The organism is Streptomyces bathyalis, assembly GCF_015910445.1.
Lineage (GTDB): Bacteria > Actinomycetota > Actinomycetes > Streptomycetales > Streptomycetaceae > Streptomyces > Streptomyces bathyalis.
The window spans coordinates 175334-198080 of the sequence record NZ_CP048882.1 but is presented as its reverse complement, the minus strand read 5'-3'; the positions used below and the strand labels follow the sequence as shown (position 1 = coordinate 198080).

General features: G+C 71.1%; 24 protein-coding genes and 2 pseudogenes. 1 reads left to right on the top strand and 25 read right to left on the bottom strand.

Annotated features, from left to right (window positions below):
- Positions 1 to 80 precede the first annotated feature (80 nt).
- From G4Z16_RS00960 to G4Z16_RS00890, 15 genes and pseudogenes are all read right to left on the bottom strand, one after another.
- The gene (locus G4Z16_RS00960; RefSeq protein WP_246530604.1) at positions 81 to 1880 is read right to left on the bottom strand and encodes a type IV secretory system conjugative DNA transfer family protein; all 1800 of its coding nucleotides are present in this window, start codon (positions 1878 to 1880) and stop codon (positions 81 to 83) included.
- Positions 1881 to 1949: 69 nt separating this feature from the next.
- The gene (locus G4Z16_RS00955) at positions 1950 to 2540 is read right to left on the bottom strand and encodes a hypothetical protein (RefSeq protein WP_197348691.1); all 591 of its coding nucleotides are present in this window, start codon (positions 2538 to 2540) and stop codon (positions 1950 to 1952) included.
- 66 nt (positions 2541 to 2606) lie between these two features.
- Complete coding sequence (locus tag G4Z16_RS00950) at positions 2607 to 3035, bottom strand: DUF317 domain-containing protein (protein ID WP_197348690.1); 429 nt, start codon at positions 3033 to 3035, stop codon at positions 2607 to 2609.
- Between the two features lie 17 nt (positions 3036 to 3052).
- Positions 3053 to 3913: an SPDY domain-containing protein gene (locus G4Z16_RS00945; protein ID WP_197348689.1), complete on the bottom strand. Its 861-nt coding sequence runs from the start codon at positions 3911 to 3913 to the stop codon at positions 3053 to 3055.
- Positions 3910 to 4497: a hypothetical protein gene (locus G4Z16_RS00940; protein WP_197348688.1), complete on the bottom strand. Its 588-nt coding sequence runs from the start codon at positions 4495 to 4497 to the stop codon at positions 3910 to 3912. The genes G4Z16_RS00945 and G4Z16_RS00940 overlap by 4 nt, the downstream gene beginning before the upstream one ends.
- 136 nt (positions 4498 to 4633) lie before the next feature.
- Positions 4634 to 5308 carry a hypothetical protein gene (locus tag G4Z16_RS00935; RefSeq protein WP_197348687.1) on the bottom strand — a complete coding sequence of 225 codons (675 nt, stop codon included), beginning with the start codon at positions 5306 to 5308 and terminating at the stop codon, positions 4634 to 4636.
- Positions 5305 to 6072 (bottom strand): hypothetical protein, encoded by a 768-nt coding sequence (locus G4Z16_RS00930; RefSeq protein WP_197348686.1) that lies wholly within the window; start codon positions 6070 to 6072, stop codon positions 5305 to 5307. Before G4Z16_RS00930 ends, G4Z16_RS00935 begins: the two co-directional genes overlap by 4 nt.
- Positions 6073 to 6106: 34 nt before the next feature.
- The gene (locus tag G4Z16_RS00925; protein WP_197348685.1) at positions 6107 to 6808 is read right to left on the bottom strand and encodes a hypothetical protein; all 702 of its coding nucleotides are present in this window, start codon (positions 6806 to 6808) and stop codon (positions 6107 to 6109) included.
- Positions 6809 to 6813: 5 nt separating this feature from the next.
- Positions 6814 to 7233: a hypothetical protein gene (locus G4Z16_RS00920; protein ID WP_197348684.1), complete on the bottom strand. Its 420-nt coding sequence runs from the start codon at positions 7231 to 7233 to the stop codon at positions 6814 to 6816.
- Between the two features lie 107 nt (positions 7234 to 7340).
- Entirely contained in the window at positions 7341 to 7814 is a 474-nt protein-coding gene (locus tag G4Z16_RS00915; RefSeq protein WP_197354075.1) for a hypothetical protein, read from the bottom strand.
- A 226-nt stretch (positions 7815 to 8040) separates the two neighbouring features.
- A pseudogene (locus tag G4Z16_RS00910) lies at positions 8041 to 9832 on the bottom strand (vWA domain-containing protein).
- Positions 9829 to 10970, bottom strand: a pseudogene (locus tag G4Z16_RS00905) (AAA family ATPase). The pseudogenes G4Z16_RS00910 and G4Z16_RS00905 overlap by 4 nt, the downstream one beginning before the upstream one ends.
- 169 nt (positions 10971 to 11139) lie before the next feature.
- A complete protein-coding gene (locus tag G4Z16_RS00900) occupies positions 11140 to 11361 on the bottom strand; it encodes a hypothetical protein (protein WP_197354074.1) in 222 nt (73 codons plus the stop codon).
- Positions 11362 to 11667: 306 nt separating this feature from the next.
- Entirely contained in the window at positions 11668 to 12801 is a 1134-nt protein-coding gene (locus tag G4Z16_RS32865; RefSeq protein ID WP_197348683.1) for an MFS transporter, read from the bottom strand.
- A 199-nt stretch (positions 12802 to 13000) separates the two neighbouring features.
- Entirely contained in the window at positions 13001 to 13714 is a 714-nt protein-coding gene (locus tag G4Z16_RS00890; protein ID WP_207794539.1) for a hypothetical protein, read from the bottom strand.
- A gap of 121 nt (positions 13715 to 13835) precedes the next feature.
- Here G4Z16_RS00890 and G4Z16_RS00885 point away from each other — a divergent pair, with 121 nt between their 5' ends.
- Entirely contained in the window at positions 13836 to 14132 is a 297-nt protein-coding gene (locus G4Z16_RS00885; RefSeq protein WP_197348681.1) for a hypothetical protein, read from the top strand.
- A 141-nt stretch (positions 14133 to 14273) separates the two neighbouring features.
- On the opposite strand, the gene G4Z16_RS00880 is transcribed toward G4Z16_RS00885, so the two are convergent.
- The 10 genes from G4Z16_RS00880 to G4Z16_RS00835 all read right to left on the bottom strand — a co-directional run bounded on the left by G4Z16_RS00880 (position 14274) and on the right by G4Z16_RS00835 (position 22662).
- The gene (locus tag G4Z16_RS00880) at positions 14274 to 14711 is read right to left on the bottom strand and encodes a FliH/SctL family protein (RefSeq protein WP_197348680.1); all 438 of its coding nucleotides are present in this window, start codon (positions 14709 to 14711) and stop codon (positions 14274 to 14276) included.
- A 23-nt stretch (positions 14712 to 14734) separates the two neighbouring features.
- Entirely contained in the window at positions 14735 to 15895 is a 1161-nt protein-coding gene (locus G4Z16_RS00875) for an HAD family hydrolase (RefSeq protein ID WP_197348679.1), read from the bottom strand.
- Positions 15892 to 16344, bottom strand: coding sequence for a hypothetical protein (locus G4Z16_RS00870; protein WP_197348678.1), 453 nt, complete (start codon positions 16342 to 16344; stop codon positions 15892 to 15894). Before G4Z16_RS00870 ends, G4Z16_RS00875 begins: the two co-directional genes overlap by 4 nt.
- 40 nt (positions 16345 to 16384) lie before the next feature.
- The gene (locus G4Z16_RS00865; protein ID WP_197348677.1) at positions 16385 to 16810 is read right to left on the bottom strand and encodes a hypothetical protein; all 426 of its coding nucleotides are present in this window, start codon (positions 16808 to 16810) and stop codon (positions 16385 to 16387) included.
- A gap of 344 nt (positions 16811 to 17154) precedes the next feature.
- Entirely contained in the window at positions 17155 to 17880 is a 726-nt protein-coding gene (locus G4Z16_RS00860; RefSeq protein ID WP_197348676.1) for a J domain-containing protein, read from the bottom strand.
- Positions 17881 to 17885: 5 nt separating this feature from the next.
- Positions 17886 to 18362, bottom strand: a complete 477-nt coding sequence (locus G4Z16_RS00855; RefSeq protein WP_197348675.1) for a hypothetical protein — start codon at positions 18360 to 18362, stop codon at positions 17886 to 17888.
- A gap of 63 nt (positions 18363 to 18425) precedes the next feature.
- On the bottom strand, positions 18426 to 19937 hold the full coding sequence (locus G4Z16_RS00850; protein ID WP_197348674.1) for a VirB4 family type IV secretion system protein: 1512 nt from the start codon (positions 19935 to 19937) through the stop codon (positions 18426 to 18428).
- A gap of 51 nt (positions 19938 to 19988) precedes the next feature.
- A complete protein-coding gene (locus tag G4Z16_RS00845) occupies positions 19989 to 20534 on the bottom strand; it encodes a hypothetical protein (RefSeq protein ID WP_246530603.1) in 546 nt (181 codons plus the stop codon).
- Between the two features lie 134 nt (positions 20535 to 20668).
- On the bottom strand, positions 20669 to 21151 hold the full coding sequence (locus G4Z16_RS00840) for a DUF6238 family protein (protein WP_197348673.1): 483 nt from the start codon (positions 21149 to 21151) through the stop codon (positions 20669 to 20671).
- A 41-nt stretch (positions 21152 to 21192) separates the two neighbouring features.
- On the bottom strand, positions 21193 to 22662 hold the full coding sequence (locus tag G4Z16_RS00835) for an SCO6880 family protein (RefSeq protein ID WP_197348672.1): 1470 nt from the start codon (positions 22660 to 22662) through the stop codon (positions 21193 to 21195).
- Positions 22663 to 22747: the final 85 nt, after the last annotated feature.

Here is a 22747-nt window from a genome sequence, read left to right as displayed (position 1 = left end):
CAACGGGCCTTTCGTGCGTGGGGAGTCGTGCCGGCCGCCCAGGGCGCCCGGTTCGGGCCTGCCGGCCTGGGTGGTGGGGGTCAGGCGGCGGGCCCGTAGTCGTCGCGGTTGGGTGCGGTCTTGTTGATGGCGCGTGCGGTGATGGCTTTGGAGGCGCGGGCGGAGGCCGCGGACCGTTCCTCGGCGCCGGGTTCGGCGTACCAGGGGCGCAGGGTGAGCATCGCGGCACGCATGCCGGTGGCGAAGCACAGGGCGGTGCCCTTGGCCAGGGCGCGGATCGCATCGGGGGGCAGGATCCGCTCCTGCCGCATCGAGACCGAGGTGGACTTCCCCGACTCCGAGCGGGAGACGGAGGTGGTCTCGACGTCGTGGTCGCCGATGAGACGGGAGAGCTTGTCCGCGAAGTCCGGGTCGTCGATACCGGAACCGATGACCTTCACGGTGCTGGCGGACCACATGGCGTCCATGCCGGCCTCGCCCCACACTTTCTGGCCCTGCCGGTAGGACTGCAGGATCGTGAGCGGGATGATGCCGCGCGATCCCAGGTGGGAGTACAGGTCGGGCAGATCGGAGATCTTGCAGACGTTCGCGGCTTCGTCCAGGACCGCGAGCAGTGGCGGGTCGAGGCGCCCGCCGCCGCGTTCGGCCTCGGCGGTCGCGGTGCGCATCACCGCATCGGCACAGGCAGCGATCAACGCGGATGCGCCTCCGCCGCCGTCCTTGGAGAGCAGGTAGAGGGTGTCGCGGCCGGTGACGAACTCCTCCGGCCGGAACTCCTCGACATCGTCGTGCGGGGTGACCCACGCGCCGATCTCCGCATTCAACAGAGCGGCGGCGTACTGACGGGCGGTTTCGAAGATGCCGTCCCGTGTTTCGGGCGGCCCTTCGACGGTGCCCTTGAGCTGAGCGGCGACGGCAGCGAAGCCGGTGTCGCGGAGGATGTCCAGCGGGGTGCGGTCGCCGGGGAAAGCGAGCCAGGCCATAACGTCGGTGATGGGGCGCTGGTCGTTGGCGGCGGCGAGGAAGAGCTGGGCGAGAATGTTCGATCCGGCCTTGGACCAGAAGTCGCCGTGCTGGTTGGCGTCGACGGAGGCGGCGAGGAAGTGCCCGGCGAGCCGGTTCGCGCCTTCCAGGGTGGTGGCCGCGGTCAGCGGGTTCCACCACATGGTGCGTTCGGCGTAGGCTATCTGCTGGGGGTCCATGGTCCACGTGCGGCCGATACGGGCGCGGGCTTCCAGGGTGGCGGTGTAGGCGTCGCCGGCGGCCTTGTTGCTGGTGAGCACCACGGGTCCGGGTGCGTGGAGGATGGCGGGGATGGCCAAGGCTGTGGTCTTGCCGGAGCGGGGGGCCATGATGGCCACGGCGACGTCCTCGTAGCCCATGCGGACCTCGCGCCGTGTTCCGGCGAGGTTGCCGAGCAGGATGCCGGTCTCGTGCGCGGCAGGGGACTTGGTGTTCTTCAGGCTCGGTCGCAGTGAGCGGGCTTTGGCGGTGGTCTGTTTGGACAGCAGCGGCGCGATGTCGCCCCGTTTGGCCATGCCCGCCACCGACTTCTTCCTCCTGCCGGGACCGCCATCGCGGCGGTTCCACCAGAGGGCGCCCAGGGCTGCGAGCGCCAGGAGGAGGGTGATCGGCACGATGAGTCGGCCGACCATCAGGGCGGTGTTGCCGGTGTGGGGCCAGAGGCGGTCGGGGTGGAGCAGTGCGTCGGTCGGCTGGTATGGCGCCCAAGGCCCGGTGCCGGTGAGGTAGGTGGTGATGTTCCCGCCGAGCCAGGCCAGATGGGCCAGCGGCACGGCGATGGCCATGACGCCGAGCAGGATGCGGAAGGCGACGTCATAGCCGTCGCTGGAGGACGGTGCGGAGGGCGATCGGGGCACGGGCAACTTCCAGAAGGCGTACGAATGAGACGGGGCCTCGCGCAGGGCACGGTGGGGGACGCGGAACGGTCAGCGGCTCCGGCGACGCGAAGTGCCTGGTACTGGCGGTGAGTTCAGGGCAGGAGCAGGCGCGAGGCGTTCACGCGGCAAGACGCCCAGCTCGGCAGTGACATCGATGTTGATCAGCGTCAGGCCGTCATCGGCCCACGTGACGAGTGGGCTCCAGGCTTCCGCGTTGCGGTCCGTGAGCGGTTCGTCGTACGCCCTGGTTCCGGGGCGCGCGCTTTCCGGCAGTGCTTCGCGGATCCTGGTCCACTCCGACTGGAGAGCGCGCATCTCCTCCAAAGCCTGGCGCAGCTGGGCGAGATGAGGCCCCCAGTGCGGTGACCTTTGGTCTTGGGGTATCCGGGCGAGCTGGGCCTGGGCGCCGTCCAGGAGGTGGTGGCCGTCGTAGAGGAGGGGGCGGAAGGCGCGCCAGGTATCCGCGTCGCGCTGGCGCTGGCGCAGCCCGTAGGCCACGTCGTCGATCGGCCAGCCGTCGAGGGTGCTGTTCTGGTCGGAGTAGAGGTCCCAGTCGGCCAGGACCTGTTCGGCTTCTCGCAGGTAGACGGCGAGTTGGCGCAGGCGCAGCTGGTGCAGGGAGGGGGGATTGGTCGTCACGAAGGGAGCTTTCGATGGGGGAGAGGCGTACTGGCGGGCGCGCGCGGCGTGGGCCGGCGCGGACGGTCAGCGGCGTCGGGCAATGGCGGGTGCTGCCGTCGGTGCAGGTGTGCGCTGGGTCTGCACAGCAGCTCCGCGGCGAGCCTTTCGGGCTGCTGCCCGGGCGGCGATAAGGCGCTGCTCGTGGGCTTCGGCAAGTGCTTCGCCCTGGGGGCCGCTGCGTTCCTGTGTCACCAGGTGCGGGTGCGGAACGCTCGCCATCGGGCGCTGGACCGGAGCAGTGGCGGCCAGCGCGGTGGTGAATCCGGCGAGCAGATGGCGTGGAGTGCGGTCATCGAGGAAGGCGTGGACGACGTGGGGATAGTCGGGGTCGGACAGGTTCTTCCACCCGGCGGCGCGCAGCGCCTGGGTGATGTGCCGGGGGTCGCCGCCCCCGGCCAAGTGCCGGGGGCTGGTAGCGAACTGGATACTGCGGCGCGGGTCGAGGGCCTCCATAGCGGGATGCTCCTGCTTCACCGACGCCGCACGCCGCCGGTCAACGCGAGCGGCCTCGGAATCCCGGCGGGCTTCGGTGCCCGTGCCGGCCTGGGCGCCCGTGTTGGTCTGCGGGGTCGGTGGATGCCCCAGGTGGTCCTGGCCCGTCTGGTGGCGCGGGCGGCGGTGACGCGTAGGCGCTGCCAGGCGCCGAGCTGGGAGGGCAGCACCATGTACGGCGTCGCGGTCGCCTGCCGGGCGGCGGTGAAGGGCATGCTCCCCGGTGGGCGCAGTAGCGGCATCGGGTCGGCCAGGGCTGCGGCGAAGCCTTCGATGGCCCGCATGGGGGCGTTGTCGGTGAGGACCGCGTCCCAAACCTGTGTCTCTTGTCCGCTGCTGGTGGTGGCGTTGGCGCTCGCCATCCAGGCTGCGGAGCCGTTCTCCTGGCGGAATTGGAGGCTGGTGCCGCCGTCGGGGCTTGTCGCGGTGGGGTGTTCACCGGCGGTGTTGGTCCAGCCCTGACCGGTCAGCGGTCGCCACACGTTGGGCGCCTGCGGAGTGGGCGACCGGGTGAGGGCGTCGGTGAATCCGGCGAGGATCTCGACCGGGATCGCGGCGCCGAACGATGCGTGCCAGGTGTTGGCCGGGTCATTTCCGCTGTTCCCGGAGACCATCCATCTCGGCGGGTTGAGGTCTCTGGCGTAGGAGACGCGGGAGTTGCCGTCTGGGCTGTCGAAGGTGATCCGCCCGCCGGAGCGGCGGGTGCGGTTCTTCCAGCCCGCGGCGTGCAGGTAGGCGGTGATGTGCGTGAGGTCGCCGCCTCCGGCAAGATGCCGCGGTTGGATGAGGTAGTGCTGCTGCGGAACCTCCCAGCCGGGCAGGGCAGGGCGCGGGCTCACGACGGTCTCCCGCGAACAGGGCGCGACGTTGCCGTCGTTGGCTGAGAGGCGGGGGCCGGTGGTGCCGGGGTGTCGTCGGTGCGGGAAGCACGTAGGCGGATCTCGTCTGTGCGCTCGTCGAGGTCGAGGCGGATGTCGTGCAGGTGGTTGGCGGCGCGGCCGAGGGCGAGGCACAGCTCGGGTGTGAAGGTTCCTTCGGCGGCGCGGGTGTAGTGGCCGGCGGTGTCCAGCAGCATGCTCAGCCGGTCCACGACGCCTTCGTCATTGTCGACGATGGCTTCGACGATGAGGGCGGCCTGCTGCCGGTCGGCCTGTGAGAGGTGTTCGGTCAGCTCGCCGAGGTCGTGGGCGATGTCCCGAGCAAGGAGCACGGGGTCGGTCGGGTCGTCGGTCATGGTCCTCCGCGAGTAGGAGAGTTGGCGGATTTCCGCGCGTGGGTCCTCATCAGCGACGGGCGTCTCGTCGAGGGACGAGGATCGGCCAGGCGGAAGAAGGATCTGCCGTGTCATCTCGCTCGCGACGATGGTGTGCAGGTAGCGGCGGATGACGAAGGTCGCCAGCCGGGGCCGGAGCGTGGGGGACATCGGCGGTGGGACGGTGCGGGAGTGGTCAGGGATTGTGCTGCTCCAGCGGGTGTTGGTTCAGCGGCTGCATCGAGCCGGTACGGACGGGACCGGAGCAGCAGGGGCCGGTGCACGGCCGTCGGGACGCTGGCGGGGGTCAGCGCTTGTGCTGTGGACGGTTGCGATCGGCCTGCGGGGGCGCACTTGCCGGGCGGTGCGGTGCCGCATCGGTGGAGGGGCGTGTGGCGGCCTTGTTGCGGATCTGCTCGATCTGCCAGGCCTGCCGGGAGATGCTGCTGGCGGCGTTCATCAGCCCCTCCGGCAGCACCGGTTCCTGCCCAGCGGCTTCCAGGCGTCGTGTCCAGGGCGCCCAGGCGGAGACCAGCGTCATCAGCGTCCGCGGCAGCATCCCGTCGTTGGGCGCGACGAGTTCGGTCAGCACCTCGGCCACCCCGCGGTCGTCAGCGGCGGCAGCAGCACGTCCGGCGAGCTGGGCCAGGTAGCGGTGGGCCGCAGCGCGGTCGGAGTCGACGGTGCTGAGCACGTCGAGTGCCGGGTCGAGGTGGACGCTGAAACCGGCCAGCAGCAGATGCTGCGCGGCGGCGGTGGCGCCCCGGCGCTGCTCGTCGACGGGCAGGGTGTGAGGCTGGCGGTGGTAGGTGCCCAGCGGCCCGGGGGCGGGGAGGAAGTGGCCGGTGGTCTGGAGGATCCCGGCGGCTTTGTCGTTGCCGCCGAGGGCGATGACGAGCTGGGTGCGGTGGTCCCGGCTGATGGTGATGTAGTCCTGGACGAAGAACTGCGGTTCCGGCTGCGGGTCTTGGCCGGTGCTCATCGCGTACGTCCCCGTATCGGCGCGGGCTGGTGTGCCGGCGGGGCGGGAGTCGTGGTGGTCAGGTCGGTGTCGCGGGGCGGGTGGCGCATGAGGACGCCGATGCCGAGGACAGCGAGTTGTGCTCCGGCGGCCTGCACGCGGTGGGCTTGTTCGGCGGTGTCACCGGCGGGCAGGACGAAGGCGAGTTCCGCGGGGTCCCACGTGAAGCCGTTGCGGTGCAGCGCGGTGGCTGCCTCTTGGCCGGGCGCCTGGGCGGCGATGACGCCGTCGCCATACCAGGTCATCACCACACGCTCGGCTTCCCGAGCCGGAGCGGGCCGTGACGGCGCCGCGGGGTGTGCAGTGTTCTGCCGGACCTGGCTGAGGGCTTGTTCGTAGCGGGGCAGCAGATCGGATGCGATGTCCCGGGCGGCTTGGACCGGGTGGTCGGTGACGATGATGCCGTCCGGTTCACCGACGCCGCGGAGAGCGTCTGGTTCGATGTCGGGCGGAGCGAGGGCGCCGACGAGATGCTCACCGTCGTATCCCGGGTGGTCGATGACGTAGAGGCGGGTGCCGTTCTGGTGGGTGAGGACGGCGTCGTGCCCGAGGACGACAGCGGTCACGGCGGCGGAGACGACGCCCATGTCCCACAGGTCCTTGGCGATGGGGAACTGCTCGGGGTATGCGGTGTGGTGGTGGTATTCGCTGGTCCAGGTGCCGGGTAGCTGCTCGGCCAGCGCGGCGGCGAAGGATTCCAGTTCGCGGGTATCGGTTCGGGGCATTCCTCTCTCCACAGGACGCGAGTTGGGGACGTTTCTAACGTTGGCGGCCCGGCGTGGCTCCAGGTCCGGATGGCGGCTGGGCCGGTCCGGGTGTCGGGTTCGGGCAGCGGCAGCTGACCGAGGCTTCCTGCTCGTCGGCGGCGACCTGCTGTGGGCAGGGGCTGCGGTGCGGGTGCGGGAGGTGCCGGTCAGCCAGCTCGTCGCGGATGCGGCCGAGTTCGCCTGCCAGGACGCCCAGCCGCGCGAAGGCCAGGTACCGCAGCCGGTTCGCGTAGTACGGGTCGCTCCCCTCGCCGAGGTCGTGGAGGAAGTCGGCGGTGGCGGTGAGGACTTCGCCCACGGCCGCGAGTACGCCGTCGCCGGGGGCCGTCAGCTCGGTGAGGGCGTCGGTGACCTGCTCGGTGTGGTCGGCTTCGCGGATGCGGCGGGCGAGACCGGTGACGTGGTCGCCGAGGGTGGGTTCGTGCAGGATGCGGCGCCCGGTGACGAAGGCCGCGTCGTGATCGACGTCGTAGCCGACCGCGGTCAGGCGGGCGACAGCTTGTTTGGTGAGGCGGATCGCCTCGTCGTCCTCCAGGCCGGTGGGCAGCCGGTGGTAGTGCTCGTGCAGGCGCACGACGGGGACGAACCCGCTGCGCTGGAGAATGCTGTGAGCCTCGATGTCCCCGCCACGGGCGAGGACTTCACCGGAATGCGGGTCGTGGCGGATGTCCAGGTGTCGGTCAGAGATGGCCATCGTGATCAACGACCGCTGCGCTGGTCGCGGTGGTGGACGAGGTGGTCCAGGGCGTTGAGGGTGTACCAGCGGCCGTCGACGACGCGGTCGGCCGGCATCTGTGGGAGCAGCACCTGCGCGAGGGCTTTGAGGTGGCTGGTGCAGTCGGGGCAGTAGCGCTCGACGTGGATGAGGTGGCGGGGGTGGGCGGTGATGAAGGTGTGGGCTCCGCCGTGGGGGTTGCGCAGCCGCCAGCCGTCCTCGTCGGTGGGGGTGTGCCAGGAGGGGGCGACGACGGTCATCTCCTCGCCGCACAGGTCCCCGCCGAAGGCTCCTTTGATGATGACGATGCGGTCGCCGGGCGCGAAGTGGGCGTGGGTGATGTCGCGTTCGGGGGTGACGGGGTCGGCCGGTATGAAGGGCGGCCGGTAGGCGGCTTCGGACACGAGCAGGTCCTTCACGAGAGGTGGGTGAGGGCGGCGGGGCTTTCCATGGTCCGGAGAAAGCCCGGTTTGGCTAACCGGCCTTCCGGCGCTATGCAGACGGGTGGTGGCTACCGGAAGGGGTTCTCGGTGCCGAGGTCGTTCTCGGTTGCTGCCTCGAGCAGTTCGGGCAGGTCGGTTCCGTCGGCGTCGCGCTGGTCGATCCACCATCCGGCTCGGGTGATCGTGCGGGCCTTCTCCTCCACGGGCGCCCAGTCGGTCTCGCTCCAGGGGCCTTCGATGACCAGCGCGGTGTAGGCGGCGGCCATGAGCTGGTGGCGGGAGCGTTCGCCCCAGTCGAGGGTCTTGGGCGGGCCGTCCAGGGGCGGCATGTCGTAGCGGGTGGCCCAGGCGCGGGCTTCGGCCTGTTCCTCGGCCCGTCGTGCCTTCAGCCATTCCTGGGTGCTGGGTCCTTCGGTTTCGCGGGTGGTCTTCCAGCAGTCGGTGCATTCCCGCGCGGCGAGCCAGCGGGCGAAGGCGGCGCGCTTGTCGGCGGGGCGGGCGGACAGGTCGTGTTCGACGGTGTGGCCGCAGGTGTGGTCGATGTCCCAGTGCGTAGGAACCCCGGGGGAATTTCGTTTGATGGGCGTTATGTTCGAGGTCGGGCTGCTGGTCTGGGGCTTCAAATCGAGTGCCTTTCGTTGGCGGTTGGGGTGGTGGCCTGCGTCGTTGCGGAGGGTCGTGCATCAGATGCACGATTCATGCGGCGGACGGAGGTGGTCTGGAGCGCTTGGCGGTGGTCTCGGGGATGCTTCCGCCTGCTGCGTCGTCTCAGCGTGTCCTGCGGATGGCGTCTGTGGCCGCCGTGGCGATGGCGACGGGAGCGCTGGGGCACGTGCAGCAAGGTGGTCCCCGGCAAGTGGCGGGACTCCGCGGTGAGGGTGAGCTGGAGTACGGCGCAGCCGGCGGTCGTGAGCTGTTTGACGCGGGTGATGGCTTGAGCGGTTTCGTCGCTGCCGTACCGGGCGTCGGTGACGATCACGAGGAGGCGGCCGGCGCCGGGGCGGCTGAGTTCGAGGCCGTGGTCGAGTGCGTCGATGGCGTCGCCGAGGTTGTGGTGGCCGCCGTTGGCATCGAACGTCGTCACGCGCTGTGGTGCTCGGTGGGTGGGTCGGGTCAATGCGGTCAGGTGCATGTCATAGGCGGTCGTGGCGGTACGGGAGTCGGGGTCGGTCAGGGCTGCTGCGCGTGCCACGATCCAGGCAGCGGACGCGGCGGGCGCGCAGGCGGCACGCATGGAGCCGGAGACGTCGACGGCGATACCCACACGCAGCGGTGGGGTGGGGGAGTTCCGGCGGCGGGTGTGGGTGAACGGTTCCGCGGTGGGGACCGACCCGGCCGCGCGCTGAGCGTCGCGGGCGAGGGCCGCGCGCATGTTGAGGCGGCCGGGCGGGGTGGGGCTGGTGGTCCGCTCCTCGGTCCGCTCGCGGTAGGCGGCGGCACGCAGGGCGCGGCTCAGGCGCGCGGCGGCACTCTGCTCGGCGGCGGTGGGCCTGCGGGTGCCGGTGACCGGGTTGCCGTAGGGCGCCGGTGTGCCGTCGGGGGTGACGGTGGTGCCACGGGTGTTGAAGACCGACTTGGCGGTGGCGGCTGCTTTGCGTCGCTGGCCGGCCCGCTGGGCGCGGTCTTGAGCCTGCGCCTTGGACTGCGCGGCGATGGCGTTGGTCGCTGCGGCCTGTGCCGCGAGGTCGGCGGCGTCGGTGGCTGCCGTGCTGTCCATGACGGCCCCCACGGCGCCGGACAGCAGATCGGTGAGGTTCTCCGGCACGGGCAGGGCGGGGGCCGCGGTGTCCAGAGCGTCGCACCATTCTTTCGCGTGCGCGAGCATGGTCGTGGCGTCGTGGTCGGCGCACTGGTGGGCTGCGGTCCAGATGCGGGTGAGTGTGGCCAGCAGGTTTGCGCCCAGCACCTTTTCGCACAGATCGTCGACGGCCCGGGTCTCGCCGGCGTCCAGGATGCCGACGTCACGGCGGCCGAGGACCAGGGCCGCCACGGCGGCGGCATGCTCGATGCCCTGGAGGGTGGGGTGGGCGACGTCGGGCATGACCAGGGTTCGGGCACTGGTGCGCAGGTACGTGCGGTCCGTGGGCCGGGTGATCAGGTGTGCGCCTTCGACGCGGCTCTCCTCCAGCAGGAGCGCGGCCTCGACGAGACGGGGGTTCGCTCCGGCAGGCTTCGTCCAGACGGAGTGGGCCGCGTGCGCGGCCTCGTGGACGAACACTCCCCAGGCGGCGGGATACCGCTCCTCGTCGCCCACGATCCGCGGATGGATCTGGTGGGGCTGGAGCGGGGCGAACAGGCCGGCGTCGAACTCGACCTCGCCCAGAGTGGGGAAGAACGCGGCCGGTGCGCCGCTGCGCGTGCCGGGGCGGCAGGTGACGAGGAGGTCCTGGCGGCCGGAGAGGGCGACCAGCCGATCGCCGAGTTCGGCTCCCACGCGCAGCCACGCGTCCGGGGAGGAACGGGGTTGCGCGGGCGGGGCGCCGTCGTCGTCCCATCGCGCGAGGTCGGCGTCGTCGTCCGGCGTGGTGGCGGGGGACTGGACGTGGTGGTGGGCGCTCATCGCGAGCGGCCCCGGTGCGCGGAGCCGGTGCTGCCCGGGGGCTGCCGGACGGCTGAGGCGGGGAGCTGCTTGCCGAGGGTGAGGGGAGCGACCTCCTTGACGCCGGCAGCCTTGATGACGGCAGCGGCGACGGCGTCGCGATCCTCCACAGGAGCGATGCCGACCAGGTTCGCGAGCGCGGCTTTGGTGCCGAGGACGGCCTCGGTCCTCTGGTAGCTGAGCAGTTCGCGCAGTTGGGGGGCCCAGCCCAGCTCGCCGAGTTCGACTTGGCGGGCGAGGTGTCGGGCGACCCGGACCACCCGGGCATCGATCCTCAGCGCCAGGGCGAGGTCATAGTCCGTGCCGATCTGGATTTGCACGCTGAACCGGCTCGCGAGCGCCTCCGTCAAAACCGCCCCGTGGACGCCGGGATTGTGGCCCGCCACCACGTAGAAGCCCGGCTCGGCCTTGATGGTCTCGCCCTTGTGGGCCTTGACCTGGATCTGCCTGCGCCCGTCCATCGCGGGATACAGCGCCGCCAGGACCTTCGGTGAGATCAAGGTGGCATCGTCGATCAGCAGGGCGCGGCCCTCGGTCATCGCGGTGACCAGCGGACCGTACTGGAAGACGTAGGCTCCCGCGTCGTCCTGTGTGTACTCGCCGATCAAGTCGCCGACCGTGGTGTCGCCGTCACCGGCGACGGTGAGCAGGTCCGGAACGCCGCCTCGACCAGACTCGTCTTGCCGGTGCCCGGAGGGCCGTAGAGCAGCACCGGCACGTCGGCGTCGCGCAAGCGATTCAACGCCTCGACGTCGGGCAGATCGGCCAGCTCCCGGGGGTGGTAGACCTGGCCCCCCGCGCGGCGGATCGTGCCGGTCTGCCTGGGCGTGGCTGCTGCGGGAATGGTCGTGCGGGCCGTGGCCGCCTGGGCGCGGGGAGAGTGGGTGCCCGGTGGGCTGATCACAGCGGTCTGCGCGGCTGCGGCGGTTTTCGCGTTCGCGCGGAACTCCGGTTGTCCTGTTCCGCCTTGGTCGGCCTCGCCGCGTCGCACCAGGGTGAGGGCGGCGTTGCGGACGGCGCCGTGGGAGTGGCCCAGCTGCCTGGCCATGTCCCCGATGGTGAGCGTGTCCGCCGGCCGGTCGGCCAGCAGTCGGGCCACCTTGGCCCGTAGTTCGCCGCCCTTGGTGCGCGCTGGACTGGTAGGCGTTCCGGGTGTGGTCAAAACGAGGCCCATTCGGCGATGCGCTGGAGAGGCTGGCCGCTCTCGGAGCGGATCACGGACTGTGCCGACATCGGCGACCGGGCCAACCGGGGCGTACCGTCGGCGCTCACCGGCCGACCGAGGGCTCGGTCCAGGTGCACGGGATGGCCGGCGACGAGCAGCTCGCTGGCTGCCGAGCAGGCCCGTGCGTCCGCTCCGTACCGGGCTCCGTCGCTCTGCAGGCGCAGCCTGGCGTCTCTTCGAAGCCGGCCTGGAGCAGGATCCGCCGGGCGGCGGCGTTGTAGCCGGTGGTGGTGATCTCGCCGGTGAGGGTGTGCCGGATCGTCATGAACGGCTCTGCTGGTGCTTCGGGCAAGGCGGACCTCCTATCGGTGGTGGCGGGAAAGCGGTGGGGTGTTGGGCGAAGGCGAGGCGGGCCCGGAGCTTCCAGCACATCAACGGTGCGTGGCTGGACCACGAACGATGGGCAATGACTGCCGACATGCTCCAGGGCGGGCCTCACCGCCCCGCAGCTACCTGACTCGCCTTTCCCCACGTTCTGATAGCCGGGTGCACCAACAACAGCCATGTAGAGGCCTCCTTGCAGAGGGAGTCGGGATCGGAATCAGGGACGCGTGTCTGGACACCCCGGGGCTCAGGCCGTCAGCAGGCGGCGGCCGGTGCGAAGAAGCGCGAAGGCGGCTGCGGCGCCGGCGGCGGGGAGTGCCGCGATGGCCAAGGGCCCGCTGTTGGTGGTGAGTCCGGCCAGGGCGGTGCCGGCGGCCTGGCCGATGCCGATGGCGGCGATGAGCCATGCGGACGCTTCGGTGGTCGTGCCCGGCGGGGCGAGGGTGTGCACGGCGTGGAAGGAGGAGGTCAGCAGCGGCGCCAGGAACACCCCTGGAACGGCGACCAGAAGCACTGCCGCAGTCGGTCCGGGATCGGCCAGCAGCGGCCACCAGCCGATCGCGAAACCGGCGGCGCCCGCGGCCAGATGAGCGGGGGTGGAGCCGGGCCAGGTGCGGCAGGCGTAGAGGAGGCCGCCGAGGAGGGTGCCGGCCGGAAGGGCTGCGGGCAGCGTCCCGGCCAGCCATGAGGCGTCATGGCGCTCGGCAGCGCCGACTGCCAGGACGTTCAGCGCGCCGATCGCGGTCCCGGCACCGGCCAGCGCGGTGAACAGTGTGCGCAGACCGGGACTTCGCAACGGCCCGGCCGGATCGGTGCGCCGGGGTGCGGGCCGCCAGCTGCGGGAGGGCGTCGCGGTTAGGACGAGGAGTGCGCCGATCGCGCCGAGTGCCGCTGTCGCGGTGAGCGTCAACTGCGGTCCGGCGGCGGCGTGGAGGGTCGCGGTCAGGGGCGGGCCGAGGATGTAGACGAGGCCTTGGGTGGAGGTGTCCAGGGTCAGCGCGGTGTGCCGTGGTACCGGGTCGGGCAGCACGCTGGGCCACAACGTACGCAGGCCGGCCTCCAGCGGCGGCGTGCACAGGCCCGCGATCAGGACCAGGGCGGTCATCTGCAGCGGCTGTCTGGCCGGGTCGGTGAGCGGCAGCGCCAACAGGGCGGTTGTCGAGATGGTGGTGACGGTGGTGATCACGCGGGTCTGGCCGCGCCGGTCCACCATGCGCCCGAGCAGTGGCTGGGAGAGGGCGTAGGCCAGGCCGTAGACCGCGCACAGCACTCCGCCCAGAGCGAGTGGAGCCTGGCGGTCCTGCACCAGCAGGAGGATGGCGAGGGGAACCATGCCGCAGGGCATGCGGCCGACCAGCGTTCCGATCAGCAGCCGGGCCACGTGCGGGGAGCCAAGGACTGCCCGGTAGCTGCTCGGAGAAGCTTCGGTCGGCGGGCCGTGCATGTGGTGACGGAGGGGCAAGGACGGTGGCTTTCGGTTGAAGTGAGCGGTCAGCGCATCCCCTCGCCAGGCAGGACGTGCAGGTGCCGTGGCGGTGAACTCGGCGCTCCGCGCGGAGCGTTGAGAGACGGAGCTGCGCCTATCGACGGGGTGTCGTTGCGGGTGCCGGTGTGGTGGCGGGTATGCCGGCGGCGGGCCGCTGTGTATTCAGGGTGGGTCCGGGTGCCGGGGGCAGGTGGCGGGGGTGGGGTGTGCGGTGCGGTGGCAGTACGCCCCCGGCTGCGTCCAGCACGTTGCCGGCGGTGCGCAGGTCTTGGGTGAGCAGGTTGATCTGGGTGGCGATCATGCGCAGTCGTGCGGCGGTCTGCTGGCCCTGTCTGGTCTCCAGGGCGTCGGAGAACTCGGCGCAGGTGGCGACGAATTCGCTCAGCCGGGGCAGCGGGCCGCGCGTGCTCCCGGAGGCCTCGGTGGCGGTGAGGAGGGCTTCGGCGACTTCCCCGCTGTGGCGGGCTTCGATGACGTCCTGGGTGAAGGCCTGGAGTGTGGTCTCCGGGGCGTGGACGTGCTCGTCGTAGCGGGAGACCTCTGGGCGCAGCACACCGGGCGGGACCGGTGGGGGAGCGGTCCGGCCGGCTTCGTCTTCGTTGCTGTCGCTGAAGTGCCCGATCACGTACATGCCGGGGCCATCGAGGTCGCCGGACATCGCGAGGACCGTGGCGGCTTCATCGTCGAGGTAGGCCAGGGTGATCAGATCTCCGGTGGCGTCGTACCAGCTCTCGAACGGCTCCAGTCCGCCTCGGGCACGGGCTTCTCGGGCCACCTGTGTCCACTGCTGCCGCTCGGACTCTGACAAGGCGGGCGGTTCGGTGACCTCCCCGCGGTGCTGTTCGAGAAGGTCGGTGAGCAACCGGGGGCTTGGCCCAGGTCGTCACATACGGCCACAGCGCGGCATCCCGCGCGCCGAGCGAATCCTCATGGCTGTGGGCCGACTGGTCGTCGAGGAGTTGGCGGATGCGGGCGGTGGCGTGGTCGACATCGTCCAGCAGGAGCTTCCAGGCAGGCAGGTGCCTGGCGGGCGGCAGGCCCGCCAGTGCGGTACGGGCGTGGGAGAGGAGCGTTTCGGCGTGGGGCAGGAGCCGCTCGCAAAACTCCTGGGCGGCCTCGCGGTCGCGTTCGGCGACGGCCTGACGGGCGGCGACAGCGTTGGTGATGGTGCCGCGCGTATCGCGCAGGCCGGCGAGCGCGTTCACGCACCGCAGATGGATGACTGAGTACCGCACCGCCCAGCCGCGCAATTGCGCGACAAGGTCGGCCGGTTCGGGAGTGGTGTCAGAGATCGAGAACTCCGAAGTAGGGCGTAGGGCGGGCCGCCGGGCCTTCGGCTGTGGCGGCAGGGCGGGGCCGCTCGTTCATCAGCTGCGCCGACGGGACGGGGACGTGCCGGGCCTGGCGGGTGCCCGCAGCGGGGGGCGCGCGAAGGAAGCGGCTTCCGACGCCGGCCTGGTGAAGGTCAGTGCAGGACTCTGCTGTGGTGAGCGGACGGAGGAGGCCTCGGCACGCCGGTTGCGTCGCTCGGTCAACATGACGGGCTGTCGGGCCGCGGGGTCGAGCGCGAGGTCGGTGTGCACGGTGAAGCCATGCGCGCGCAGGTCCTTCACGGCCTGCTGGGCGCGGCGTCTGCCGTCCTGTTCCGGAACTCGGAGCCGGTACAGGCCCGGTGTTCCTGGGAGCTGTTGGAACTGTTCGCGGGTCAGGTACCACTCGGCCAGGTGCGGGGAGATGTTCGTGGTGGCCTTGGCGACGAAGTCGTACTCGGCGTGGAAGCCGAAGTGGAAGTGGGGTGGGTCCACGGGTGGGGGTCTCCGTGTCCTGGTCAGCGGCGGTGGTTGCGGCCTGGTTCCAGCGGTCCGGCGCCCGGCGGCAGTGGCATGCCCGAGGTGGCGGTGGGCGTGCGCGGGGGGTTGGAGAGGAGGCCGAGGTTGGTGAGGCGGACGTCGATCGCCTGGAGGAGGGGGGCGATGTCGGGCCCGTGCCGTTGGTGCGGGCCGCCGGGGCGGGAGTCGTAGACGACGTCCTGGATCTGGTCGGGGTGTTCGAGGGTGACGAGCCATCCCTCGGGCCGGCCGGGGGTGAGGTTGGGCGGGTCCTCTTGCGGGCCGATGATCAGCACGCCGTTGCCGGGGAGCCGCGCGTGGATGAGGTAGTCGTTGTTCCCGAACTCCACGTCGCAGACCAGTCCCCGCCGGCGTAGCGGGATGGTCACATGCGCGTGGCGGTGCCATAGCGTGCGCCACCAGGTGGTGTCGACGTGGCGGTGGTCCGGTAGAGGAGCAAGCTCCCCGGCACCGTCGTGGTGGAGCGCTCGGGCATCGGGGTCAATGACGGCCAGGCCCACCTGGACCGCCGCCTCGAGACTTTCGGCGACCGGTACTCCTGCTTGGTGCAGCTGGTCGGTGGTTTGCAGTCCGCCGGTGACCAGCACAGGATGCGCGCCGCAGGTTCGGGCAGCGTGGGCGTCATCGAGGGTGTCTCCGATCACCAGCACCCGCTCCGGATCGACGGTGGGGACGAGCGCGAAGAGATGCTCGGCCAGCGCGCCGGTCTTGCCGGTGATCGTGCTGGTGCGCCTGCCGTCGATACTGACGAAGTGGCTGCCCAGGTTCAGGGCGGCGACTTCGTCGTGCACGGTGGCATGCGAGGCCAAAGAGAGCAGGGACTGGGTGTGCCCCTGCGCCCGGACCGCTTCCAGCAGCTGCTTCGCGCCGTGCCGGAGTGTGGGAGTGCGCTGCGCCATGTGACGGCTCCAGGCGATCTCTGCGGCGGCCCATTCGGTGTCGGTGAGGGGCCGGCCGAGCAGGTCGGCGTAGAAGTCGCGGATCGGCAGGCGGTGTTGGGCCCGGTAGGTCTCGGTAGTGAGCGGCGGGGCGCCCAGTACGGTCATGGCGGCGTTGAGGGCGCCGGTCAGGTCGGTGACGTCGTCCTTGAGGGTGCCGTTCCAGTCCCACACGATGTGTATGCCGGTGGGCGTGGTCATCGGTGCCTGCCTGGCGTCGACTTCGGCGCGGGCGGTGTCACGGCTGCCGGGGCCGGGCTGGTGCGGGAGTCCGGTTGGGCGAGGGCGAGGTCCTCATACAGGGTCTGCAGTGTCTCGGCCGCGGCCTGGAAGCGGTGTGCCTGCTGGGTGTGGCCGTGTTCCTCGCACCAGATCTGCGCGGTCTCGAGGAACTGGTGCAGGCGGCCCAGCGCGTCGTCTTCGCCGTCCAGGACCTCCCGGAGTGTCTTCTGGAATTCGCTCGGGTCGCTGCTTGCGGCGAGGCGCTGACTCCAGGCCGCCAGGACGCGGCCCGGCGGGTCCAGGCGGTCGGTGCGGGCCCAGCGGCGCAGGTCGTCTTCCGTGGGTGTGCCGGTGTTGTAGGCGTTGATTTGTTCGGTGGTGCGGCCGACGTTGTCGTACAGCTCGAAATCTGCAGGGCGGTCGATCACAACTCCAGGTGCACGTTGTCGGGATGGGGTCCTGCTCAGCTCAGCGACGCCCGCGGCCTGACGGCGGTCTGGTGCCGGGGCGCGGCGGGGGAGGGTGGTCTGCCGCTGTCGTGGTCGGAGTGGCGCGGGGTGCGGCGGGCTGGTGCGCGAGGTTGCTCAGAAGGCCGGTCTGGCCGGTGACGGCCTCGCGTACGGAGGCCAGTTGGCCGGCGGCAGCGGCGAGTTCGGCGGCGCTGCGCCGGCCGGTCGGGGTTCCTTCTGCCTGGCACCAGTGGGCGGTCTGCAGGAGGTGCTGTTCGAGCCGGGCGTAGAGGCTGTCCTCGTCGGCGGCGAGCGCGTGCAGGTGCCAGGCCACTTCGCCGGGATGCCAGATCTCTTCCAGCTGGCCGGTGAGGAGGGTGACGATCTCCGCGGCGGTCTTCAGCGCTGCCTCTACCGGATCAGGCTCCGGTCCTTCTCTGCGCACGTCGGTCGGCTTTCAGGCGGTACGGAAACGGGGGCGTGGGACTCCGGCAGTGAATCCGTGTCCATGCAGCGGGCACGCGATCGAGTGACAGCGGACGCCGGGAGCGGTTCCGGGGCCGGGCGGGGCTCGATCGTTGGTGTGAACTGGAACAGACCGGGCGCGTTGAACTCGTGTCACCTGAGAAGTCGGTGTCACCGAGGGAGAGTGACGGCCCTCCCCTGCGGCGTGCAGGGCACGCCGCACCGGGATCGGGGAACCAACTCACGGTCCTCGTCGGCGTTTTCGGCGCGAGCGGCGGCGGTGTGTTCGTCCCCTTCCTTTCTGTCGGCCGGTGACTACGACGCTCATCGGCGGCGTGCCTGGTGCTGGCCTGTTGTCGGCTGTGGCGGCGCCGCCGCGCTGCGGCAGCGGTGTGCGGGCGGGTCGAGAACGTCGTAGGCCTCCTGCGCGAATTGGAAGACCTCCTCATTCCCGCCCTCACGGTCGGGGTGCCAGCGCAGCGCCGCAGCACGCTGGAGCTGCTTGATCGACCGTTCCTGCGGGGCGGCGTCGGCGAGTTCGCAGAGGATGTGATGGGCGGCCTCACGGGAGAGCGGGCGGCGCATGGCCCATCGGTAGAGGGCGCTGTAGCGCTCGGTCTGCCGCTGGTGGCGGCGGGCCTGCTCGGCCTGGTTGCGGTCGTGCCGTTGGTGCTGGGGCTGAGTGTCGTACAGGTCGCCGGCATCGAACGGCCCCCGGCGGGGCCTGCCTTGCTGTTCGGCTGCTTGGTTGCGGCTGTCGAGATCGATGTGGGAGACCTCGTACCAGGAATCCCACGGAGTCCAGATGTAGACGGGGAAGTGATCGTGCCCTGTGCTGCAGGCCGGTTCGCTCTCGTCGGCAGCGACGTCGAAGTATGGGCGGGTAGCGCCGGGGGAGCACGGGTCGACCATGGGCTGCCCGCAATGCATGCACCAGGGCAGAAGCGTTCCGTCATCACCGGCGTAGGGCACGCCGAAGAGCCATTCCCGGCCGACGGCGCCATCACCGCGGGTGTCGGCGTAGGCGAGGGAGGTCGCGTACGGGCGCATCGGCTCTATGGGCGGTTGCGGCGTGCGGATGGGTGGGCCGACGGTGGGGGCGTGGGAGCCCCTCGTGCCGGGGTGGCGCCGCGCTGCAGTGCGTGCTCAGGTGAGGCGCCCGTGTGTGTGGTCAGTTGCCGGTAGGCGTGGATCATTTCCTTCAGGTGCTCCATCGCGTCAGCGCGCCGCGACGCCAGGATGTCGATCTGCGTGGCGCTGTTCTGCAGGACGCCGAGCGAGTTGATGTGGGCCTTTCCGGTGGCGACGCGCGTGAGATTGTCGGCTGCCTGCTGGGCCTGGGAAGCGAGCTGCTCGTGCAGGTAGTCCAGGTGGCGTGCTCCGGTCACCACGAGCTGCGCGACGGTGTCTTCGGCGCGGTCGGATGCGTGCAGGCGGGCGAGCTGCCGGGGAGGTGTACCGATGAGCTCGATCACCATCTGGGATCCGATGGGAACGGCGGGGGACGGCCTGCTGGCGGGGAGGTCGTTCATCGAGTCCGGGGTTCCGTTCTGTGAGGTGGCTGCGGTGGCCGTATCGGTGAACTCGGCGCTTTTTCAGTGCATGCGGGCGTCGGTGTCGAACAGGGTGACTTCGTGGGGGTGGAGGAGGTGCTGGACGATGAAGGAGCGTCCGGCGACTTTCCACAGGCCGCGTCCGCGGCCGAGGTGGGAGACGGCCTGCATCTCGACGCTGGTGAGGCCGAGGAGGCCTGCGGCGGCGGTGAGTTGGTCGGTTTCCTGGCGGTAGATGATGCGGGTGGAGCAGTCGGCGAGGAGTCCTTCGGCCAGGGCCCGGCCGCGGGATCCGGCGTCGCCGGCGGTGAGCAGGTCGCTCAGGCGGTGGATGACCATGAGGTTGGCGATGCCCAGGCCTCGGGAGAGTTTCCATTGGGCCTGCATGCGCTCCAGGAGTCCGGCGTGGCGCATCAGGCGCCAGGCTTCGTCGTAGACGACCCAGCGCCGCCCTCCGTCGGGGTCGGCGAGGGCGGATTCCATCCAGGCCGAGGCGCAGGTCATGGCCAGCACGAGGGCGGTGTCGTCGCTGCCGCCGCCGAGCCGGGACAGGTCGATGGACAGCATCGGTGCCCGAGGGTCGAAGGTATGGGTGGAGGGGGCGTCGAACATGCCGGCCAGGTCGCCGTGGACCATGCGGCGCAGGGCGTGCGCCAGGTCGCGGGCGGCGTCCCCGAGCCGCCCGGACATCACGCCGGCGGCGCTGTCGAGGGCGTCGGGGTCATTCAGCGTGGCGGCGACGTCGCCGAGCAGCGGCGTACGGCTGGTCGCCGATGCTCGGGTGACGACGGTGTCGAGGGCGACGTCCAGGGCGGTGTGTTCCATCGGTTTCAGCTCCCGTCCCAGGACGGTGCGGGCCAGTGAACCGAGGAGCAGCAGACGCCGTTTGCGGATCTCGCCCGCCCAGTCGGCTGCCGAGACCGAGGCCGGGCGAGGGGCGGCATCCAGCGGGTTGAGTTTCCCGGGCAGTCCGGGGCCGAGCGCGATGGTCGTGCCGCCGAGCGCAGTGGCGACGGGTGTCCATTCGCCTTTGGGGTCGCAGGGGACGTAGACGCGGTAGCCGAAGGCGACCGAGCGCAGCGCGAAGGACTTCGCCAGCGCACTCTTGCCCTGGCCGATGACTCCGGCGAGCAGGACGTTGGGGTTGGTGAAGCCCTCGATGCGTCCGTACAGCGCGAACGGGTCGAAAGTGAAGCTGGCTTCGGCGTGCACGTCCCGGCCGATGTAGATGCCCTCCGCGCCGAGTCCGCCTTCGGCGAGAAAGGGATACGCCCCGGCGGCGACCGCGGTGGTCATGCGATGCGCGGGCAGCTTCAGCTTGCTGCCGCGGGCGGAGGCGGGGCCGGGGCGCCCGGTGGCGGGGTAGAGCGGAGGGGGCATCTCCCGCCCCGCCGTGGTGGCGGGGCGGGAGGTTGCTGCCGCGTGGGCCTTCGCGGTGGCTTCGGCGACCTGACGCCGCGTCGCCCTGCGCTTGGCACGGTCGGTGCCGTGCGGCGTGAACAGCGGCGAGGCGCTGGCACGGCGGGCGTTGCGGTCGGCGCGGCGGTGGATCATCGAAGGTCAGGCTCCACGGGCAGCAGGATCAACGGCGGTTGCGTGTGGGGGTCACACGCGGGGGGAGGCGGCGTAGAAGTAGGTGCGGTAGCCGCGTCCGTCGTTGTTCCAGTTCAGCCGCAGCTTGCCGTCGGCACGCGCCTTGCCCTTGATGACCGCGGTGACGCGGCCAGTGTCGTAGCGGCCGTTGTGGTTGCCATTGCTGTCGGAGTGGTTCAGCCGCGACTTGATACCGCGGAACGTCTTGCCCTTGATGACCGGGTCGTTGCCGGCCTTGGACTTCTTGGCCTGCAGGCGGACGTTGGCGCCGTCGAAGACCCGGGTTCCCTTGGCGTAGACGGGACCGTCCCAGGCCACCTTCGCGACGGTGCGCACGTGGGAGCCGGAGCGCTTGGCGCACAGCTTCACCGTGATGTCCCAGTTGTCGGCCCACGGGCCGCTGTAGCCGGGGTCGTCGATGCTCTTGCTGCTGGTCTTGCAGTGGTAGCCGGCGGCCTCAGCGGCCGAGGCCGGGGAGGCACCGGCCAGAGATGCGCCGGCCAGAGATGCGGCCAGCAGGGCCGTGGTCACGGCAGTGGTGGGCTTGCGTATGGGCATGCGTATTCCTTCTGTTGAGCGGGAGGGGAGAGCCGGCCCGGGAGAGGGCCGGTGGGGAGTGCCGGCGCGGTCGGATCGATGGACCGGGCCAGCCGGGTAGGGCTCGCGCCTTGGGGCGCGAAGTGACGTCGCCTTCAGCCGGTGGCGTGGCCGTGCGGCGAGGCGTTGAGGTCGGTGGGGGTGGTCTTGCGCCGCACCGTGTGGCCGGCTGCGAGGTGGCGCTGGCAGATCGTCAGCACCGGAGGCCCATCGACCAGGCGCTTGGGATCGCAGTCCTCGGGGGTGGCCGTCGGGGTGCCGTCGGTCAGGGGCAGGGTGTGGAAGGCGCCGTGGATTTCGGCGGTGGCCTGCCACAGGCGGGCGTGCGCGGCGGCGAGATGACGTCCGGCTGCCGGGTGCGGGGGCCTGGTGGCGGCGGTGAGCTGGTCGAGGAGCTGGTGCAGGGCGGTGAGGTGGGTGTGCAGGATGTCCAGGTGGACGCGGTCGGCGGGCTGGTCGGCGGCCGGTCTCTTGCGCTCGGGGGTGAGGGCGCGGGTGTGGTGGCGGATGCCGGTGGTGGCGGCGCGCAGGTAGGGGTGCGATCCGCCCTCAGCGGCGCTCACGGAGGGAGAGGTCACGAAGGTCCTTCCTGCACGCCGCAGCGGGCAGGGAGTCGGGGTTACAGGGCGGTGCGGGCCAGGGGGAGTGCGGCGAGGGTGAAGGCGTCGGGCTGCTGGAAGTTCAGGCGCCGCAGGTCGACTTGAGCGGTCGTGGCGGCGGTCTCGATCTGTGCGCAGGCCGCATCGAGGGCGGAGTCGGTTTCGGCGGAGACGGTGAGCAGGCCGGTCAGGGCGACGTCGGCGTGCCCGGCGATGAGCTGCTTCTCGCGCTGTTTGACGTCGGCGTATTCGACGCTGTCTTCCTCGGAGTCGACCTGGCCTTTGCGGCGTCGTTCGGCGGCGTCGGCGAGGATGGTGGCTTTGCGGCGCTGGACGTCGCGCAGCGCGGATTCCAGGCCCTGGGGTGCGTAGATGAGGGAGAGGGAGCGGCGGACACCGGTGGTGAAGAGCAGCCCGTGCAGGAAGGAGGGGTGGGCTTCGGTGCGGGGCCAGTTCTCCACCCAGTACGTGGCGTGCTTGGCGGTGTCGGTGGCCAGCCGGTCGTATTCCTCGACCTGGACGACGGGCCCGGCCGCCGCCGGGTCGGCTTCGGCGCGTCCGCTGGGCGACCACTGCTGCAAGTTGGCCAGCGCAGCGGGGTCGTAGGCGGTGCGGATGACCGCGGCGATCTCGGGGGCGGTGAGCCAGCCGGTCACCATCAGCCCGGCGTTGCGGGCGGCGTGGGCGACGGAGGTGGTGGCCTGGTCCATGACGGTGAACGCGCCGCGCAGGCCGCCGCCGGCCTGGGAGATCAGCCGCCGCGCGGCTTTGAGATCCAGGGCGATGGCGATGTAGGCCTCGTGCGGTGCGGCGGCCGGGCCCGCGGTGCCGACCAGCTCCGCGTACACCTCGCCGGCGACGGGCGCTTGGGGGTGGCCTTGCTGTTTCCAGTGGCGGGCCAGTGCGTCGCCGGAGTCGGGGACGGTGCGCTCCAGCACCTGTACGCAGGAGATGTGGCCGGTGCGGGCGATCCCGGCCAGCGCCCGTCCCCAGCCGGACACGTTCGCGTTCTGCGTCGGGGCATCCAGCAACGCGAATGCACGGCTGCTGACTCTCGCGATGGCGGTGAGAGTCTGCGCGCGGGGGTCGTGCACGGCCGCGGCCTTGGAACCGGCGGGGGTGACGACTCGCAGGGAGGCAGTGGTGCCGGGCAGGTGCAGCAGCCCGTCCTGGCGGGGGCGGGAGACCGGGCGGGCCAGCCACAGCCGCTGCCCACTCCGTCGGCGCTGTGCGTAGCGGGCGATGACGGGAGCCCAGTCGATGAGCGAGCGTCCGTGCCGCCGCACTGCCACCAGGGTGGCGACCGTGGCCCACAGCGGGAGGAGCGCGAACGCACCGGCGAGCCCTGTGGTGACGACCGTCATCAGCAGCAGCGCCAACGCGGTGGATACGAGGGTGAGTTGGGGCCAGGTCAGGCCGAGGAGGACGCCGCGGCGGGAGCGGTGCGGGAACGTCACCGTCAGCGGCAGGAGGGCGGAAGCGTCTGACATCAAGAGAGAGGGCCGTTCGACGAGCACGGGGCAGCGGGCAGGTCCCCGTGGGACGCACCGGTACGCGGTGCGTCCCACGGATAGC

Coding starts and splice junctions, on each gene's coding strand:
- G4Z16_RS00950 (WP_197348690.1), bottom strand. CDS start 3,035: ATGGAGGCCCTCGACCCGCGCCGCAGTATCCAGTTCGCTACCAGCCCC.
- G4Z16_RS00940 (WP_197348688.1), bottom strand. CDS start 4,497: ATGTCCCCCACGCTCCGGCCCCGGCTGGCGACCTTCGTCATCCGCCGC.
- G4Z16_RS00935 (WP_197348687.1), bottom strand. CDS start 5,308: ATGAGCACCGGCCAAGACCCGCAGCCGGAACCGCAGTTCTTCGTCCAG.
- G4Z16_RS00930 (WP_197348686.1), bottom strand. CDS start 6,072: ATGCCCCGAACCGATACCCGCGAACTGGAATCCTTCGCCGCCGCGCTG.
- G4Z16_RS00925 (WP_197348685.1), bottom strand. CDS start 6,808: ATGGCCATCTCTGACCGACACCTGGACATCCGCCACGACCCGCATTCC.
- G4Z16_RS00900 (WP_197354074.1), bottom strand. CDS start 11,361: ATGACGATCCGGCACACCCTCACCGGCGAGATCACCACCACCGGCTAC.
- G4Z16_RS00885 (WP_197348681.1), top strand. CDS start 13,836: ATGGCTGTGGGCCGACTGGTCGTCGAGGAGTTGGCGGATGCGGGCGGT.
- G4Z16_RS00875 (WP_197348679.1), bottom strand. CDS start 15,895: ATGACCACGCCCACCGGCATACACATCGTGTGGGACTGGAACGGCACC.
- G4Z16_RS00860 (WP_197348676.1), bottom strand. CDS start 17,880: ATGCGCCCGTACGCGACCTCCCTCGCCTACGCCGACACCCGCGGTGAT.
- G4Z16_RS00855 (WP_197348675.1), bottom strand. CDS start 18,362: ATGAACGACCTCCCCGCCAGCAGGCCGTCCCCCGCCGTTCCCATCGGA.
- G4Z16_RS00850 (WP_197348674.1), bottom strand. CDS start 19,937: ATGATCCACCGCCGCGCCGACCGCAACGCCCGCCGTGCCAGCGCCTCG.
- G4Z16_RS00845 (WP_246530603.1), bottom strand. CDS start 20,534: ATGCCCATACGCAAGCCCACCACTGCCGTGACCACGGCCCTGCTGGCC.
- G4Z16_RS00835 (WP_197348672.1), bottom strand. CDS start 22,662: ATGTCAGACGCTTCCGCCCTCCTGCCGCTGACGGTGACGTTCCCGCAC.